Below are 13,829 nucleotides of genomic sequence, written 5' to 3' on the forward strand. Positions count from 1 at the left end.
GGACGATCGCGCTCTGTGGCGGCGCCGCGACGACGATCAGCCGGCCGGGCAATCCTTGAGGCGTTGCACGGCATCCTGATCGCCGCGCTGCACGGCCATTGGCTTCAGTTTACAGGCTCCGGGGACGTCGCGAAACTGCGGGTTCTGCGATAGTTTGAGATCGACCAATGCGGCAAGTGCGTCAGGCTCGCCAAGTTCCGCAGCCTGAATTGCCTCAAACAGAACGATGTTGAGCGAAGAGATCTGAACCTGTGGGTGGCTGGCCAGCAACCGCAGGGCCTTCAGCCGGGAGTCGTAATCCCAAACCCCGGCAGTGATCAGTAAGTCGATCCCCTTTGACACGTCGCGTGGCACCAGCTTTCCATCGAGATAAAGCTCGCCGAGCAGGCCACTCGCGCTCGCCTGATGGCGCTGGCTTTGCAAGATCGATAGTGCGCGCTTCGGATCGGCCGGGCCGCCTTCGCCGTCGAGCAGCATCTGCGCCAGTTCGGTATCGCCTCCCAGACGATCGCGCGCAGCCTCTTCAAATAGTTTGCGGGCGCGCACGGGATCGCTGGGTCGCGTGGCCACCGCCAGCGCTGCCTTGGCGCCAAAGGAGCCGCCCTGCGCGAGACGCTCGAGTAAATTCTGACCGGCGGTCTGCTCGTCCGGCTGTGGGGATCGGGCGAGAAGCCGAGCAAGCCTGATCTGCTGGTCCGCACGGGTGACGTTCTCCGGCAGCGGCAGCCGAAGCGCGCGCTCGGTCCAGTATCGTTCGGCAGACGGGTCCCGCTTCACGATGCCGCCACGACTATAGAGGATGGCGAGCCTGTTTACCGCTGACGGGTTGTCCAGTTCGGCTGCCCTGATCAGCGCGCGCTGTGCCTCGTCGCGCGCAATCATCTGCGGGCGGTCAAGATGATAGTCCCATGAATTGTGCGACTCATAGATTGCGTAATTTGCCTCGCCATCGTTCCGGGCTGCGGCCTCGCGCAACAGGGCGACCGCCTCGGCGCGCCGTTCATGCGGCAGCGATTGAGCAAAGGCCACCTTGTTGCGGACATCGTCCGGAGCTGTAGCGAACGCTTCGCTGCAGGTGGCCTGGCGCGTTCGGTAACGCAGCTTCTCTTGTTGCTCGGAGAGGTATTCGGTGGCGTTCCGCGAAAGACGGCGGCATTCGTCGGCTGCGTTTGCGCCGAACGGTCGAATAGGTTCGTCCTGTTCGGTAGCCCCTGTCTTGCGCTGTTCGGCAGGTGCTGAAACGAACAAGGCGATCGCTGCGCCGATGCAAGCGAGCAGTACGGCCCACACGATTGCGTGCCGCGTTGCGGGCTGGCGGCCACCGTTCATCGGCGCGTTCAAGGCGGCACTCATGTCGGCCATTCCGGTCAGCAATGGTGGATGTGGCGTTGGCGACATCCTGCGCTAGCTTTGTCTCGCGAGCGTGCAAACCGTTCAAATCCGGGGGGAGGCGCCCGTTAACTCTGCCGCAGCGGCATCGCCGCCATGACCGGATTGTGAACATGCCTGCAGGTTCCTGCTTTGCGGCTCGTCATTTGCATGTCACCATTCGATTCTCAACGGGAGGGCCGCTATGCGCTGGTGTGTCTCGATTGGAGCGGTACTCGTCGCGGGAGCGATGGCCGGCGGCGACGTCGCGAGCATGGCTGCGACAGGCCCGAAAGCGCAGTTTGCCCAGAGCAAGCAGGACCCCGTAGTTGATGTCGAACTGGTGCTGGCGGTCGACGTCTCCTATTCGATGGATATGGACGAGCTGGCGATCCAGCGCGAAGGCTATGCCCAAGCCATCGTTTCCAAGGAATTCCTTACCGCGCTCAAGAGTGGCCCGACAGGCAAGATTGCGGTCACTTATTTCGAATGGGCGGCATCGTCAGACCAGAAGCTGATCATTCCCTGGCGTGTCATCGATGGTCCTGAATCCGCCGACGCGGTGGCATCCGAAATCATGAAGACGCCGATCCGCCGGGCGTCGCGGACGTCGATCTCGGGCGCGATCTACTACGCCATGCCGCTGTTCGATGAAAATGCGCTGCACGGTCTGCGCCGGGTCATCGATATTTCGGGCGATGGGCCGAACAACAACGGAGGACCGGTGACGGTCGCACGCGACGAGGCAGTCGCGAAAGGCATCGTCATCAACGGCCTGCCGATCATGGCCAAGGAACTGTCCTACTCGACCATGGATATCGAAAACCTCGATCTCTATTACGAGGACTGCGTGATCGGCGGCGCGGGCTCCTTCGTGGTGCCGATCAAGGAGCGCGACAAGTTCAAGGAAGCGATCCGCACCAAGCTGGTGTTGGAAGTCGCAGGATTGATGCCCGAGCCGCGCGCGATTCCTGTCGCCAACACGACGAAGGAGCCCCGCGTCAACTGCCTGATCGGCGAGAAGATCTGGCAGGATCGTTGGGGGCGCTGATCCCCGGCTAGCGATCGAGCTGCGCAATCGCGTGGAAGAACGTGCCGGTGACATGACCGCGCCGTCCGCCGCGTTCGGCCATGGGCTCGCCTTGCGCATTCTGCAGATCGACCAGAGGCTCGTCGTTACCCGCGTCGGTCAGTGATGCGTAGTGGAATTCGTGCCCGCGGATGAGCGATCCCCGTGGCCCGATCGAACACTCCGAGAGCAGCCGGGCCTCGCGATAGCCGAGATGCAGGCGCCGCTTCTGAAAGCTCGTTGTGTGCCCGAGCAGACCGGTCATCGCATGTCGGTTGCCGTCGGCATCCTCAAGGCCTTCGCCGAGCACCATATAGCCACCGCATTCGCCATGGATCGGACGCGTCAGCGCAAAGCGGACGATTCCATCGCGGAAAGTTTGCGCGGAGGCGAGCGTGGCGGCGTGTAGCTCGGGATAGCCGCCGGGCAGCCAGCAGGCATCGCAATCATCCGGCGGTGCTTCATCGGCAAGCGGCGAGAAGCGCACGATCTCCGCGCCGGTTTTGCGCCACCCGTCGATCAGATGCGGATAGATAAAGGTGAATGCAGCATCGGTGGCCAGCGCGATGCGCTGACCGGGCGGCGGCAAGGCCGGCGCAGCATTGAATGTTGGCTGCTGGTCGATGGGCACGGCCAGCGCGACGATAGCGTCGAGATCGAGATGCTTCTCCGCCATGTCGGCGAGAGCGGCGATCCGTCCATCGAGGTCACCATGTTCGCCGGCCTGGATCAGGCCGAGATGGCGCTCCGGCAGCGCCAGCGCCGCGTCGCGCGGAATGGCGCCAACCACGGGAATACCGAGCGGCGTGATCGCGTCGGTGATGAGACGGCGGTGGCGGTCGCTACCGACACGGTTCAGGATCACGCCGGCGACGCGGACCCCCGGATGATGGCTGGCAAAGCCGCGTACCATGGCGGCAGCGGATTGCGATTGCGCCGTCACGTCGAGCACCAGCAGCACCGGCAGCCTGAAGCGTGCGGCGATACTGGCGCTGCTGCCGTCGCGGTCCGCGACGCCGGGCACGCCGTCGAACAGACCCATCACGCCTTCGACCACCAGCAGGTCGGCGGCCTCGCTGGCGTCGGCCATGAGCGCCTGCAGCAGCGGTGGCGGCATCGTCCAGCTATCGAGATTGATGCAGGGCGCGCCGGTGGCGACCGCGTGGAAGGCGGGATCGATATAATCAGGTCCGGCTTTGGCGGCGCGCAGCACCATGCCGCGCCGCGCCAGCGCGGCGAGCAGGCCGAGCGTGACCGTGGTTTTGCCCGCGCCGGAACGCGCTGCGGAAATCAGCAGACCGGCGGTCATGATGGGTGGACTTGCGACATCGCCGCGGATTACCGCGGCGGATGCAAGGCCGCAAGAGCGCGGTCTAGGCCGATGCCTTTTCCTTCTTCGGCCAATACTTGTCGCGCAGATGCCGCTTCACCAGCTTGCCGGTGGGCGTGCGCGGCAATTCAGGCTCGAAGTCGATGCTCTTGGGGCATTTGATCGGGGACAGGTGCTTGCGGCAGTACAAGATTAGTTCGGCCTCCAGCGCCTTGCCAGCGCGGCTCATGTCATGCGGCTGCACCACGGCCTTGACCTCTTCGCCCATTTCCTCGTTCGGCACGCCGAACACCGCGACATCGGCGATATCCGGATGGGTGATGAGAACGTCCTCGGTCTCCTGCGGGTAGATGTTCACGCCGCCGGAAATGATCATGTAGGACTTGCGGTCGGTGAGATAGAGAAAGCCCTCGTCATCGAGATAGCCGACATCGCCGAGCGTGGACCAGCCGCGCGAATTATAGGCGCGCTTCGTTTTCTCGGGATCGTTGTGATAGGTGAAAACAGGTGCATCGGCGAAATACACCGTGCCGATCTCGCCGACCGGTAGTTCCTGATCCTCCTCGTTGAGAATCTTGATGACGCCGGTCACGGCCTTGCCGACGGTGCCGCGATGCGACAGCCACTGCTGCGAGTTCGATACGGTGACACCGTTGCCTTCGGAGCCGGCGTAATATTCGATCAGGATCGGTCCCCACCAGTCGATCATGCGTGCCTTGACCTCGACCGGGCAGGGCGCTGCGGCGTGGATTGCACCGTTCAGTGAGGATACGTCGTATTTCAACCGGACCTCATCCGGCAGTTTCAGCATGCGCACGAACATGGTCGGCACCAGCTGTGACTGGGTGACCTTGTACTTCTCGACGAGCTTGAGGAATTCCTCCGCGTCGAAATGCTCCATGATCACCGACGTGCCGCCGAGCGTGATCGCCATCATGTTGAAGCGCAGTGGAGCCGCATGATACAGCGGCGCTGGCGACAGATAGATCGAATCCGACACCATGCCGCACATGTCGGCGCAGAGCTTCTTCAGGAACGGATTGGGCACGGTGATCGGATTGTTCTCCGAGGCGCGCTTGATGCCCTTCGGCCGGCCCGTGGTGCCCGACGAATACAGCATGTCGTAGCCGGCGACTTCGTCGGCAATCGGCGTAGCGGGCTGAGCGGCGAGTGCGGTATTCCAGTCGCGGAAACCGGTGCGCGAACCGTCGACGATATAGAACATCGGCTCGGCCGCGTTGGTGATCAGCGCCGCAACCACATCAGCGCATTTCTCGGAGGTGATGACCACGCGAGCGCCGCAGTCTTTGACGATATAGGCGATCTCGTCTTGCGTGAGGTAACGGCTGATCGCGGTGTAATAGAGCCCGGCGCGCTGGGCAGACCAGCAGATCTCCATGAAGTCGAGCCGGTTCTCCATCAGCAGCGCGATGTGATCGCCGGCCTTCAGACCCAGCGCGCGAAACAGCTGCGCGCCGCGGTTGGAGCGTTCGTCGAGTTCGCGATAGGTGAGCGCCTGGCCGGAGCCGGCCATGCGGTAGGCAATCTTGTCGGGATTCGTCTTCGCGTGAATCGACGGATGCGTCATGGGCGTTTCCTCTGAAGGCCGGCGGATTTTCCCGCTCGTGGTGTGTCTTTCCCCTCGCCCCCGGACGCGGCGTAGCCGCGGCTGGCGGGAGAGGGTGGATCGACCGCGCCAGCGGTCGAGACGGGAGAGGGGCGCTTCGCCGGAAGCAAAAGCCCTCTCCCGCCTTCGCTTCGCTCAGGCACCCTCTCCCGCTGCGCGCGGCTTCGCCGCGCTGGGGGAGAGGGTAATAAGAGCGTTTACAACCGCTCCACGATCGTCACATTGGCCATGCCGCCGCCTTCGCACATGGTCTGCAGCCCGTAGCGCTTGCCTGTCTGTTGCAGCGCGTGCACCAGCGTGGTCATCAGCTTGGTGCCGGAGCCGCCGAGCGGATGGCCGAGCGCGATGGCGCCGCCATTGACGTTGAGGCGCTTAGGATCGGCACTGGTGGCCTTCAGCCAGGCCGTTGGAATCGAGGCGAAGGCTTCGTTGACTTCGAACAGGTCGATGTCGTCGATCTTCATGCCAGCTTTTTTCAGCGCGCGTTCGGTGGCCGGCAAGGGTGCTTCCAGCATGATGACGGGATCGCCGCCCATCATGGTCATGTGATGGATGCGGGCCATCGGCTTGACGCCGAGCTGCTTGAGGCCGCGTTCGTTGACGACCATCACGCCCGATGCGCCGTCGCAGATCTGGCTGGCGGATGCTGCGGTGAGCTTGCCGTTCTCGGCGATCAGCTTGACGCCGCGGATTCCGTCCAGCGTTGCATCGAAGCGAATGCCTTCGTCGATGTGATGCGTATCCGTGGAACCATCGGCGCGGGTGATCTGCAACGGGATGATCTCGTCCTTGAAGCGGCCGGCCTCGGTCGCAGCGATGGCGCGTTGATGGCTCTCGAAAGCGTACTGATCGAGTTCATCCTTGGTCAGACCGTATTTCGCGGCGACCATCTCGGCGCCGGTGAACTGGTTGAACTGGATGTTGGGATAACGTGCCTCCATGCCGGGGCTCTTGTAGTGGCCCATGCCGGCTTTTGACGCGAGAATGCTTGGCGAACCCATCGGCACGCGGGTCATGCTCTCGACGCCGGCGGCGATCACGATGTCCATGGAGCCGGCCATCACGGCCTGGGCCGCGAAATGCAGCGCCTGCTGCGACGATCCGCACTGGCGGTCGATCGAGGTGCCCGGCACGCTTTCCGGCAACTTGGAGGCCAGCACTGCGTTGCGCGCGACGTTCACAGCCTGCTCACCGCCCTGGCCGACGCAGCCCATGATAACGTCTTCAACTAAAGCGGGATCTGCGCCGGTGCGTTCAACCAGCGTGTTCAAAACCGAGGCAGCGAGATCGGCCGGGTGCCAGCCGGCTAAGCGGCCGCCCTTGCGGCCACCTGCGGTCCGTGCGGCGGCGACGATATAGGCCTCGGCCATGCGTGATCTCCCTTTTTTGCCTTGTTTGGCGGCGTTTTTCGTGGCGTTGAACGCGCGGGATTAAAGTGTCCGCGGAGAGTTTAGTCAATCGGTCAATTAACTCTTGAGTGCGGCCGATTGTTCGTATTATCTGCGCTCCGAATGGCATCGACTGTGAACCCCAGCACCTCCGTGAAAACCGCCCCCGGCCGTAATCCGACGGCCGACAAGCTGTTGCTTGCGGCAAGCGAACTCATGATCTCCAGCAACTCCATCGAGGTGTCGCTGAGCGAGATTGCGCAGCAGTCCGGGGTCAATGCGGCGCTGGTGAAATATCATTTCGGCAATAAAGACGGCTTGCTGCTGGCGCTGCTCGCGCGCGATGCCGCCACCGAGATGACCAATCTGGAATACCTGCTGGCGCAGCCGATCTCGGCCACTGCAAAACTGCGGCTGCATATCGCCGGCATCATGAAGGCTTACTACCAGTTTCCCTACATGAACCGGCTGATCCACTATTTGCTGCACGAAAGCAGCAACGAGGCGGCCGATGAAGTGTCGAAGTTTTTCGTGGGGCCGCTGCTCGGCTTCCATCGCCGCCTGCTGGCGGAGGGACTCGAATCCGGCGAATTCCGCAAGGTCGATCCCGTGCTGTTCTACACCAGCCTGATCGGCGCCTGCGACAATCTGTTCTTCAGCCGTCATGCCATGTCACGCGCCATTGGCGTCGGCCCGGTGACGGATGAAGTCTGCCGCGACTACGTCGCCCATATGGAGGCGATGTTGCTCGGCGGGATCGTGACAAACAAGAAGGCCGCCAAGGCCTGACCACAGAGCTAAGAAGAAACGGCCCAAGGAAAACTGCCAAGAAAATTCAAAAACGTCGGGAAACGCCCAAGGAACTAAATTCAAGAACCAAAAAATAAGAAACGCCCAAGGATCAGTTTCAAGAACAACAACCAAGAAAACGCCCAAGGACCACTTCTTCTTTTTCTTCTTCGTCGCGACCAAAAATTCAAGAAACGATCAGGAACGCCCAAGGAAAGGCTCTATCGATGCAGCTTAAAGACGTAGCCGTATTCATCACCGGCGGTGGCTCGGGGCTTGGTGCCGCGACCGCGCGCGCGATGGCTGCCAAGGGCGCCAAGGTTGCCGTGTTCGATCGTGCGCAGGACAATGCCGAGAAGGTCGCTGCCGAAGTGAAGGGCGTCGCCACCGTCGGCGACGTCACCAGCGAAGCTGACGTCAAGGCGGCGCTGGCCAAGGCCGCCGCCGCGCATGGCACAGCGCGCGTGCTGGTGAACTGCGCCGGCATCGGTGGTTCGCAGCGCATCGTCGGCAAGCAGGGCGTCTATCCGCTCGAGAAGTTCACCAATGTCATCATGGTCAACCTGATCGGCACCTTCAACTGCCTGCGCCTGTTCGCTGAACAGCTCGTGACGCAGGACGCCATCGGCGAAGAGCGCGGCGTCATCATCAACACCGCCAGCGTCGCGGCCTATGAAGGTCAGATCGGCCAGATCGCCTATGCCGCATCGAAGGGCGGCGTTGTCGGTCTGACCCTGCCGGCTGCACGCGATCTGTCGTCGCAGAAAATCCGCGTCAATACGATTGCGCCGGGCCTGTTCCTGACACCGCTCCTGATGGGCCTCAACGAGGAAGCCCGCGCCAGCCTCGGCGCGCAGGTCCCGCATCCGGCCCGCCTCGGCGACGCCTCGGAATACGGTAACCTCGCCGTTCATATGGTCGAAAACCCGATGCTGAACGGCGAAACCATCCGCCTCGACGGCGCCATCCGCATGGCCCCGCGCTAGTCATCAGAACACCGTCCCCGCTGTTGCGGGGACGGCTCGTTGTTGAGTCGCGGATGGGTGTGGAGTGGGCGTTGTGACCGAGCCTCTGCTGATCGAACATGACGATGGCGTGGACCGGGTGACCCTCAATCGTCCGGAGAGCCTCAACGCCCTCGATCCTGCGCTGATCGACGCGCTCAACGATTATTTCCAAAGCCTGCAGCGCAATCGCAAGACACGCGTCGTCGTCCTCAGAGGCGCCGGCGCCAATTTTTGCGCCGGGTTGGATCTCAAACATGCGATGGCCTCGCGTGCCGGCCAGAACTCGCCGCGCACCGTCACCGAGTCCCTGGATTCCCAGCGCCGCATCGCCGATATCGTGATGCTGATGCGCCGCTGCCCGCAGCCGATCGTGGCGCTGGTGCAGGGCGCGGCTGCCGGCGGCGGCTTCGCGCTGGCGCTCGCCGCAGATATCCGTATTGCCGCGAAGTCTGCGCGGATGAACTGCGCCTTCATCAAGCTTGGCCTTGGCGGCTGCGATATCGGCTCGAGCTATTTCTTGCCGCGCCTGGTTGGCGTCTCCGTGGCCTCGGAACTGATCCTGACCGGCCGCTTCATTCACGCGGATCGCGCGCTGGCTGTCGGCCTCGTATCTGAGGTCGTCGAGGACGGCCAACTTGAAGCTGCGGCTGCGCCCTATGTTGATGCGATGATAACGGCGTCGCCTGTCGGCCTGCGGCTGTCGAAGGAATGTATCAACATGTCCGTCGATGCCGGCTCGATCGAGGCCGTGATTGCCATGGAAGATCGCAATCAGGTGTTGTGCAGCCGCTCGGAAGATTTCGAGGAAGGCATCCGCGCCTTCATCGAGAAACGAAAGCCGGTTTACGTCACACGTTAAAGCGTGATCTCACGCAACAAATACAAGGTCCGACAAACGAGACCATGGTTCGACAAGAACGGTTTTGGGAGAAACCACATGAACGCCCAGGCTGCCGCGGTGCTGACAAAGCCCGCCTTCCGCAAGATCCACTGGATGGAGCGCGACATCGATGTCGAGCGCCGCACGGATGGCGTGATTGTCATGAAGTCGCTGATACCGTTGATGGCCTATGAGACGCATCTGCCGGCGTCTCTGGCGAAGTGGGCCAAGGAGCGTCCCGATCACACCTGGCTGGCCCAGCGCGCCGGCGATGATAGGCAATGGCGCCGGCTCAGCTATAGCGAGGCGAAGCGGACCGCCGATGCGCTGACCCAGGCGCTGCTCGACATGAAGCTCGCGGCCGATGGACCGGTTGCGATCCTGTCAGGCAATTCCATCGAGCATGCGCTGATGACCATGGCGGCGATGCAGGCGCGGCATCCGGCAGCGCCGGTGTCGCCGGCCTATTCGTTGATGAGCCAGGATCACGCCAAGCTCAAATATCTGTTCGATCTGATAAAGCCTGTCGCGGTCATGGTGCAGGACGGGGCGACCTTCCAGAAGGCGCTGGATGCGCTCGACCTCACCGGCATCAAGATCATCCATGTGGCGCGCCCGCCAGCGGGGATCGCCAGCACCGCCTATGCCGACATGGTCGCGACCAAGGTTACGCCCACGGTCGACGCATCGCTCGCGCGGATCACGCCCGATACGGTCGGTAAGCTGCTGTTCACCTCGGGCTCCACCGGCATGCCCAAGGCCGTGATCAACACGCAGCGGATGATGACGGCGAATGCCGCGATGATGATGCAGACGCGCCCGCGCGATCCGAACGCGCAGCCGCCGGTCTATCTCGATTGGATGCCGTGGAATCACACCATGGGCGGCAACGCTCTGTTCAATCCGCTGTTGATCGATGGCGGAACGCTCTATATCGACGATGGCCGTCCAATGCCGGGCATGATCGACGAGACATTGCGCAATCTGCGCGAAATCTCGCCGACCTATTACGCCAACGTACCGGCCGGCTATGCGGCGATCGCCAGCGCGATGGAGAAGGACGATGCGCTGGCGCGCTCGTTCTTCAAGAACCTGAACCTGATGGCCTATGGCGGTGCCCGGCTGCCGGACGATCTCTACGATCGTATGCAGGCATTGGCCGTGCGCGCCACGGGCGAGCGCATCGTGTTCTACACCGGCTGGGGCTGCACCGAGACGTCGCCGACTTCGACCGGCACTTATTGGGACACAGAGCGCGTCGGCCTGATCGGTCTGCCGTTTCCTGGCGTCGAGCTGAAGATGGTGCCGGTGGATTCGAAATATGAATTGCGCCTGCGCGGTATCAATGTGATGCCGGGCTACTATCGCCAGCCGGACCTGACCAAGGCCGCCTTCGACGAGGAAGGCTTCTACAAGATCGGCGACGCCGGCGTGTTCGTCGACGACAACGATCCGGTCAAGGGCCTGATCTTCTCCGGCCGCGTGGTGGAGGATTTCAAGCTGACGACCGGCACCTTCGTGCATGTCGGCTCGTTGCGCACCGACGTGATCGCCGCGGCGACGCCGGTGGTGCAGGACGCGCTGATCACGGGACAGGATCGTCCCTATATCGGCGTGCTCGCCTGGCCCAACCTGCCGGCCTGCCGAATCATGATCGGCGAGCCCGAGGCGACATTTGCCGATGTGGTGAAACATCCAGCGGTTCTTGCCTGTCTGAAGAAGGGGCTGCAGGCACATAATGCGTCGTGCGAAGGCGCCAGCAGCCGGCGCATTGCGCGCGCGATGTTCATGGTTGAGCCGGCGTCGATCGACGGCAACGAACTCACAGACAAGGGCTACATCAACCAGCGCGCCGGCCTCGAACGCCGCGCGGCACTGGTCGCCCAGCTTTACGCCGAGCACCCCGGCGAAGACGTCATCATCCTCAACTAGACTTTCATCGATCAGAGCAGAGTACACCGCCATGAACTTCGATTTCTCCGACGACCAGAAGCAGCTTCGCGACGAGGCCCGGCGTTTTCTTACCGAGAAGTGCCCGCCGAAGGCTGTGCGCGCCGTGATCGACGGCAAGGCGCCTTATGATCGCGAGCTCTGGAAGGGCTTGGCTGACATGGGCTTCCTCGGCGTCGCCATCCCGGAAGCCTTTGGCGGTTCGGGCGCAGGTCATCTCGAACTCTGCGTGATCGCCGAGGAAATGGGCCGCGCGCTGGCGCCGGTGCCGTTCTCGTCCACGGTTTATCTCGCCGCTGAAGCGCTGCTGCTCGCAGGCTCCGATGCGCAGAAGCAGAAATGGCTGCCGGCAATTGCACAGGGTAATGCCATCGGTACGCTGGCGCTATTCGAAGGCTCCGGTAATCCGTCGCCAAAGGCGATCAAGCTCACGGCGGCCAACGGTGTGCTCAACGGCACCAAGAAGCCGGTGCCCGATGGCGCCATTGCTGACTTCGCGATTGTCGCCGCCCGCACGGGCTCGACCGGTCGCGACAGCGACATCGCGCTGTATCTCGTGGATCTCACCAGCGAAGGCGTCGAAGTCAAGGCGCTGACCTCCATCGATCCTTCGCGCAATCAGGCGGAAATCTCCTTCAAGAATGTGAAGGCTGAGTTGCTCGGCGCCGCCAATGAAGGCTGGAGCATTCTCTCTCAGGTGCTCGATCGTGCTGCGGTGCTGATCGGCTTCGAGCAGGTTGGCGGCTCCGATCGCGCACTGGAAATGGGCCGCGATTACGCGCTGGATCGTATCGCTTTCGGTCGCCAGATCGGCTCGTTCCAGGCTGTGAAGCACATGCTGGCGGATATGTATGTCTCCGCGACGCTGGCGCGCTCCAATTGCTACTACGGCGCCTGGGCGCTCTCGACCAACGCGTCCGAACTGCCGGAAGCTGCCGCCGCCGCGCGCATCAGTGCGACGCAGGCGTTCCAGCATTGCTCCAAGAATAACATCCAGGTCCATGGCGGCATGGGCTTCACCTGGGAGTTCGACTGCCATCTCTATTATCGCCGCTCCAACGCTGTTGCTGTCGGTCTTGGCTCGCTGTCCTATTGGGAAGACCAATTGATCGAGCGCATGCGCCAGAAGAACGCGGCGTAGGGATCATCGCGATGAATTTCGATGACACCCCGCAGGAGGCCGAATTCCGTGCCGAGGCGAAAGCCTGGATCGCGGCCAATGCGCCCAAGCAATATGAAGACGAGCTGAAGAAGGCCGCGCTCGGCCGCATTCAGCTCAAGAGCGCGAATATTCTGGAAGTCGCAAAAGCCTGGCAGAAGAAGAAGGCCGATGCCGGCTGGGCCGTACCGCATTGGCCGAAAGACTATGGTGGTCGCGGCGCGTCGCCCATCGAGCGCGTGATCTGGCAGCAGGAAGAGGGCGTGTTCGGCAAGCTCGGCGCGCTGTTTATCATCGGCCACGGCATGTGCGGACCGACCATGATGGCCTATGCCTCCGAGGAGCATAAACGGCAGTATCTGCCGCCGCTGGCCTCCGGGGAAAAGATCTGGTGCCAGCTGTTCTCCGAACCCGCAGGGGGATCCGACGTCGCCGGTCTGCGCACCCGTGCGGAAAAGGACGGCGATGACTGGGTCATCAACGGTCAGAAGATCTGGACCTCAGGTGCGCATTACTCGGACTACGGCATCCTGATCACCCGCACCGACCCGACTGTGCCGAAGCATAAGGGGCTCACCATGTTCTTCCTGGACATGAGGAGCCCGGGCGTCGAGGTGAAGCCGATCAAGCAGGCCAACGGTCAGGCCGAATTCAACGAGGTCTATTTCACCGACGTCCGTATCCCGGACTCGCAGCGGCTAGGCGCTGTCGGCGATGGCTGGAACGTATCGCTGACCACGCTGATGAACGAGCGTATGGCGATCGGCGCCAATGTCGCGACCGGCTTCCCGGAACTGTTCGAGTTCTGCAGCAGCCTGATGCTGGACGATGGTCCGGCCATCGACGACCCCGCCGTGCGCTCCAAGCTTGCCAACTGGGCGGTGCGTGCCTCGGGCCTGCGTTATACGGCATTCCGTTCAATCTCGGCGCTGTCACGCGGCGAACGGCCGGGGCCGGAGAATTCCATCGGCAAGCTGGTCGCCGGCGCGATGCTGCAGGACGTCGCGACATACGCGCTCGACCTGCAGGGTGCGGCAGGCGTGCTGAACGGGCCGGAGGATGCGGAGGTCGCCGGCAAATTCCAGGCGATGCTGCTGCGTTCGCCTGCGACACGCGTCGAGGGCGGCACCGACGAGATCTTGCGCAACATCATCGCCGAGCGCGTGCTCGGCCTGCCGGGCGACATCCGCGTCGACAAGGACGTGCCATTCAACAAGATCCCGACCAAGGGACGATAACTGGCGGCCAGGGTGGCTTGCTGC

The 13,829-nt window shown here is 62.7% G+C and carries 11 protein-coding genes; 7 read left to right on the plus strand and 4 right to left on the minus strand.

Annotation, left to right across the window (positions count from 1 at the left end; genetic code table 11):
- Positions 1 to 36 precede the first annotated feature (36 nt).
- Positions 37 to 1,353 carry a tetratricopeptide repeat protein gene (locus AB8A33_RS05375; RefSeq protein WP_439091831.1) on the minus strand — a complete coding sequence of 439 codons (1,317 nt, stop codon included), beginning with the start codon at positions 1,351 to 1,353 and terminating at the stop codon, positions 37 to 39.
- A 220-nt stretch (positions 1,354 to 1,573) separates the two neighbouring features.
- Here AB8A33_RS05375 and AB8A33_RS05380 point away from each other — a divergent pair, with 220 nt between their 5' ends.
- A complete protein-coding gene (locus AB8A33_RS05380) occupies positions 1,574 to 2,419 on the plus strand; it encodes a DUF1194 domain-containing protein (RefSeq protein ID WP_092145074.1) in 846 nt (281 codons plus the stop codon).
- A gap of 7 nt (positions 2,420 to 2,426) precedes the next feature.
- Here AB8A33_RS05380 and AB8A33_RS05385 read toward each other — a convergent pair whose 3' ends face one another.
- From AB8A33_RS05385 to AB8A33_RS05395, 3 genes are all read right to left on the minus strand, one after another.
- Positions 2,427 to 3,746 (minus strand): cobyrinate a,c-diamide synthase, encoded by a 1,320-nt coding sequence (locus tag AB8A33_RS05385; RefSeq protein WP_439091832.1) that lies wholly within the window; start codon positions 3,744 to 3,746, stop codon positions 2,427 to 2,429.
- 64 nt (positions 3,747 to 3,810) lie between these two features.
- On the minus strand, positions 3,811 to 5,355 hold the full coding sequence (locus tag AB8A33_RS05390) for an acyl-CoA synthetase (protein WP_439091833.1): 1,545 nt from the start codon (positions 5,353 to 5,355) through the stop codon (positions 3,811 to 3,813).
- 236 nt (positions 5,356 to 5,591) lie between these two features.
- Positions 5,592 to 6,764, minus strand: coding sequence for an acetyl-CoA C-acetyltransferase (locus tag AB8A33_RS05395; protein WP_439091834.1), 1,173 nt, complete (start codon positions 6,762 to 6,764; stop codon positions 5,592 to 5,594).
- A gap of 141 nt (positions 6,765 to 6,905) precedes the next feature.
- On the opposite strand from AB8A33_RS05395, the gene AB8A33_RS05400 reads away from it, so the two are divergent.
- From AB8A33_RS05400 to AB8A33_RS05425, 6 genes are all read left to right on the plus strand, one after another.
- Entirely contained in the window at positions 6,906 to 7,571 is a 666-nt protein-coding gene (locus tag AB8A33_RS05400; RefSeq protein WP_439091835.1) for a TetR family transcriptional regulator, read from the plus strand.
- Between the two features lie 227 nt (positions 7,572 to 7,798).
- On the plus strand, positions 7,799 to 8,557 hold the full coding sequence (locus AB8A33_RS05405) for an SDR family NAD(P)-dependent oxidoreductase (protein WP_439091836.1): 759 nt from the start codon (positions 7,799 to 7,801) through the stop codon (positions 8,555 to 8,557).
- A 73-nt stretch (positions 8,558 to 8,630) separates the two neighbouring features.
- Positions 8,631 to 9,437, plus strand: coding sequence for an enoyl-CoA hydratase/isomerase family protein (locus AB8A33_RS05410; RefSeq protein WP_439091837.1), 807 nt, complete (start codon positions 8,631 to 8,633; stop codon positions 9,435 to 9,437).
- Positions 9,438 to 9,515: 78 nt separating this feature from the next.
- Positions 9,516 to 11,390 carry an AMP-binding protein gene (locus AB8A33_RS05415; RefSeq protein WP_439091838.1) on the plus strand — a complete coding sequence of 625 codons (1,875 nt, stop codon included), beginning with the start codon at positions 9,516 to 9,518 and terminating at the stop codon, positions 11,388 to 11,390.
- Between the two features lie 31 nt (positions 11,391 to 11,421).
- Positions 11,422 to 12,549, plus strand: a complete 1,128-nt coding sequence (locus AB8A33_RS05420) for an acyl-CoA dehydrogenase family protein (RefSeq protein WP_439091839.1) — start codon at positions 11,422 to 11,424, stop codon at positions 12,547 to 12,549.
- 11 nt (positions 12,550 to 12,560) lie between these two features.
- Entirely contained in the window at positions 12,561 to 13,805 is a 1,245-nt protein-coding gene (locus AB8A33_RS05425; RefSeq protein WP_439091840.1) for an acyl-CoA dehydrogenase, read from the plus strand.
- The last annotated feature ends 24 nt before the right edge of the window (positions 13,806 to 13,829 follow it).

This window comes from Tardiphaga sp. 813_E8_N1_3 (genome assembly GCF_051811025.1).
Lineage (GTDB): Bacteria > Pseudomonadota > Alphaproteobacteria > Rhizobiales > Xanthobacteraceae > Tardiphaga.

Excerpts from the sequence above, each read along its gene's own strand:
- AB8A33_RS05375 (WP_439091831.1), bottom strand. The coding sequence starts at position 1,353 with ATGAGTGCCGCCTTGAACGCGCCGATGAACGGTGGCCGCCAGCCCGCA.
- AB8A33_RS05380 (WP_092145074.1), top strand. The coding sequence starts at position 1,574 with ATGCGCTGGTGTGTCTCGATTGGAGCGGTACTCGTCGCGGGAGCGATG.
- AB8A33_RS05385 (WP_439091832.1), bottom strand. The coding sequence starts at position 3,746 with ATGACCGCCGGTCTGCTGATTTCCGCAGCGCGTTCCGGCGCGGGCAAA.
- AB8A33_RS05390 (WP_439091833.1), bottom strand. The coding sequence starts at position 5,355 with ATGACGCATCCGTCGATTCACGCGAAGACGAATCCCGACAAGATTGCC.
- AB8A33_RS05395 (WP_439091834.1), bottom strand. The coding sequence starts at position 6,764 with ATGGCCGAGGCCTATATCGTCGCCGCCGCACGGACCGCAGGTGGCCGC.
- AB8A33_RS05400 (WP_439091835.1), top strand. The coding sequence starts at position 6,906 with ATGGCATCGACTGTGAACCCCAGCACCTCCGTGAAAACCGCCCCCGGC.
- AB8A33_RS05405 (WP_439091836.1), top strand. The coding sequence starts at position 7,799 with ATGCAGCTTAAAGACGTAGCCGTATTCATCACCGGCGGTGGCTCGGGG.
- AB8A33_RS05415 (WP_439091838.1), top strand. The coding sequence starts at position 9,516 with ATGAACGCCCAGGCTGCCGCGGTGCTGACAAAGCCCGCCTTCCGCAAG.
- AB8A33_RS05420 (WP_439091839.1), top strand. The coding sequence starts at position 11,422 with ATGAACTTCGATTTCTCCGACGACCAGAAGCAGCTTCGCGACGAGGCC.
- AB8A33_RS05425 (WP_439091840.1), top strand. The coding sequence starts at position 12,561 with ATGAATTTCGATGACACCCCGCAGGAGGCCGAATTCCGTGCCGAGGCG.